The following is a 2,327-nucleotide window of genomic DNA, read 5'->3' as shown; positions in this document are numbered from 1 at the left end:
GCGCTGTTGGCGGAAAACTGCGCCAGGTGCTTGGGGTCGGTGAGGTTGAAGTCGGTGTCAAAACTGAAATAGGCCGGTGCCGTTTCGTTGTCGACATACAGCTTGGTCAGGTCCGGCTTGGTTTTTTTACGCGGTGGCGCGGGTTCGTCGAAGGTGTCGCTCAAGGTTTGGCGGACAGTGAGGCGATCAAGCAGCAAGTCACCGCTGGTGCCGGTTTCTTCATCCCATAATGCCTCGGCGACCAGTAGCAGGTGGCCACCGGCTTTTGCCCAGCCCAGCAGTTGTTCGACCTGGCGTGGGGTCATGTTGCTGCGCTCCCCCAGCAGCAACAGGCTATGGCCTTTGGCGGGCAGTTCGGCGAGTCGTTCAAGGCCATTGGCATGCGCCACCACCACGCCTTGCTGGCGCAGAAAGTGCTCGGCGGCCAGGTAAGGGTTGGCGCGTGCCTCTGGTGACGGGCCGCGATTTACCACTTCCTCGTAGGGAATTGCCTTGTGCCAGCCATATAGGCCGCCCGCACCCAACAGGCACGCCAGTAGCAGCGCTACCCACCATAACGCCCGGTTCATTGGCTCGCTCCGTCACTGAAAAGAGCACGCCAGTCGCTGCACAGTTTTTGTTGGGCTGAAGAGGGCGGTAGGCGGTGACCATAGGCCAGGTTTTGCCAGTGGCGCGTCAGTTCGTCGCTGAACGCCAGTAATTGCGGTTGTTGCAAACGATGAACGCGCTCCAGCACCTGCCCCTCGGTATCGGCGCTTGTCAGTGGCAGGTCGAACTCGTGCAACAGCCGGCTGAGCAACCCGCGATACAGCAGGCCAAGGGCTTCCCGGGGCTGGGTGGGCCATAGTTGTTCGGCGGTACTGGCGATGTCTTCGGGCAATGTCTCGGCGCCCAGCTCCAAGCCGAACAACTGAGCGGGAACGGGCGAGGGGGCGGTAGTGCGAGTGGGTCCGAGGCGGCTGACGAACGTGAGCAACCATTCACGGTAACGCCAGAACACCAGGGCCAGGCCGCCAATCACAAGGCTCCAGAGCAGTATTTCCAAGGTTTTGGCGACGTATTTGAAGGTGTCGCTGTTAAGGTTGTCGAGCAGTGCCTGGAGCCAGCCGGGTAATTTGCCGTCGCCCTTGGCCTTGTTTTCAACCGGCGCTTTTTCTTCGCCAAACCGATAGCGTGTGACGGTTTCCGGGTTCTTGAAAGGTGGCTTTTCCAGCAATGCCTGGATGGATTGGCTGGCGGCCTGGGTACTGAGTGGCTTATGGGCTGTGGTTTCATCTGCCATGGTCGGTGGGCTGATTTGTAGCAGTGCCAGGCCAACGACCAGCAACAGCAGCGGTGCAACGTTGTTCAGGCGCTGGCGCAGGCGACGGAATACCAGTTCCAGGTCCCAGGCCTCCAGCACCGTGCGGCGGTTGAGGTACAGGCTGAAGCCACAGGCGACGTAGATGGGTTCCCAGAACACCAGGACCAGGGCATAGAAGGCATTGCTCAGGTGCTCAAGCCAAAGCACGTCCGAGCCTGATGCCAATACCAGTCGTTGCCAGTCCCAGTCCAGTTCAACCTGTTGCGGGATGAAGAGATAGAACAGGGCCATGCCGCCAAACCACAGGCCGATTTCCAGGTGAACGCCGATCGTCGTCAGCCAGCGTGCGGCGCCAGCGTTACGTTGCAGCAACACCCCAAGGCGTCGTTGACGTGCGTCACCGTCCAGGCCTTCCAGTTGGCTGACGGGCAGGGTGAAGCTGCGACTCATGCTCAGCCGCCGCCAGGTCAGGCTGGCGAACAGTTGCCCTTTGAGCAACTGCGGCCAATGGCGAACGGCCTGTTTGAGGCTGGGGGGCTCAGCAAACAGGGCCTGGGAAAGAATGTACAGCGGCAAGCGGTCGAAGGCCGGCTTGAGCCACCAGAACAGGAACATGACCAGAGACGGGTAACTCCAAAGCAGCACCGTCAACAGGCTGAATATCGGAAGGCTCACCAGCGCCCAACTGCTCATCAGCAAGAAACGGCGTTCCCGGGCCATCAGCACACCCAAGTCCATGGCTTCCCAGGAAGTGCGCGGGCGAATGACTACGCTGGCGTCAGTCAGGCGCATGGCGACTCCGCCCGGCCAGGGTCAGGTAAGCGGCCACCAGCAGCCAGAGGGCGGCGCCTACCGCGTACTTGATCCAGGGCTCAATGCGAGTGGTTGAGGACCAGTAGGCTTCGATAAAGGCGGCGATCAACAGGAACACCATGACACCACAGAGCATCCTTACGCTTTTGCGCGCGGCCAGGCGCAGGGCTTCGCTGCGCGCCAAGCGCCCGGGGGCGACCAGTGACCAGCC

The 2,327-nt window shown here is 61.2% G+C and carries 3 protein-coding genes; all 3 read right to left on the bottom strand.

All coding sequences use genetic code 11. The features are described 5' to 3' along the window. Positions 1-569, bottom strand: a 569-nt coding sequence (locus BKD70_RS23610; protein WP_139145837.1) for a DUF4350 domain-containing protein, incomplete at its 3' end; no start/stop codon positions are given. Then, positions 566-2,095, bottom strand: a complete 1,530-nt coding sequence (locus BKD70_RS23605; protein WP_070415506.1) for a DUF4129 domain-containing protein — start codon at positions 2,093-2,095, stop codon at positions 566-568. The genes BKD70_RS23605 and BKD70_RS23610, both read right to left, overlap by 4 nt. Further along, on the bottom strand, positions 2,082-2,327 hold a 246-nt coding region (locus tag BKD70_RS23600), incomplete at its 5' end, for a stage II sporulation protein M (RefSeq protein WP_175441036.1). The genes BKD70_RS23600 and BKD70_RS23605, both read right to left, overlap by 14 nt.

The sequence above is a fragment of the Pseudomonas sp. BS-2016 genome, from assembly GCF_001806145.1.
GTDB lineage: Bacteria > Pseudomonadota > Gammaproteobacteria > Pseudomonadales > Pseudomonadaceae > Aquipseudomonas > Aquipseudomonas lundensis.
The sequence above is the reverse complement of the archived record's forward strand: the minus strand, read 5'-3'. Positions and strand labels throughout refer to the sequence as shown.

Coding starts and splice junctions, on each gene's coding strand:
- BKD70_RS23605 (WP_070415506.1), bottom strand. CDS start 2,095: ATGCGCCTGACTGACGCCAGCGTAGTCATTCGCCCGCGCACTTCCTGG.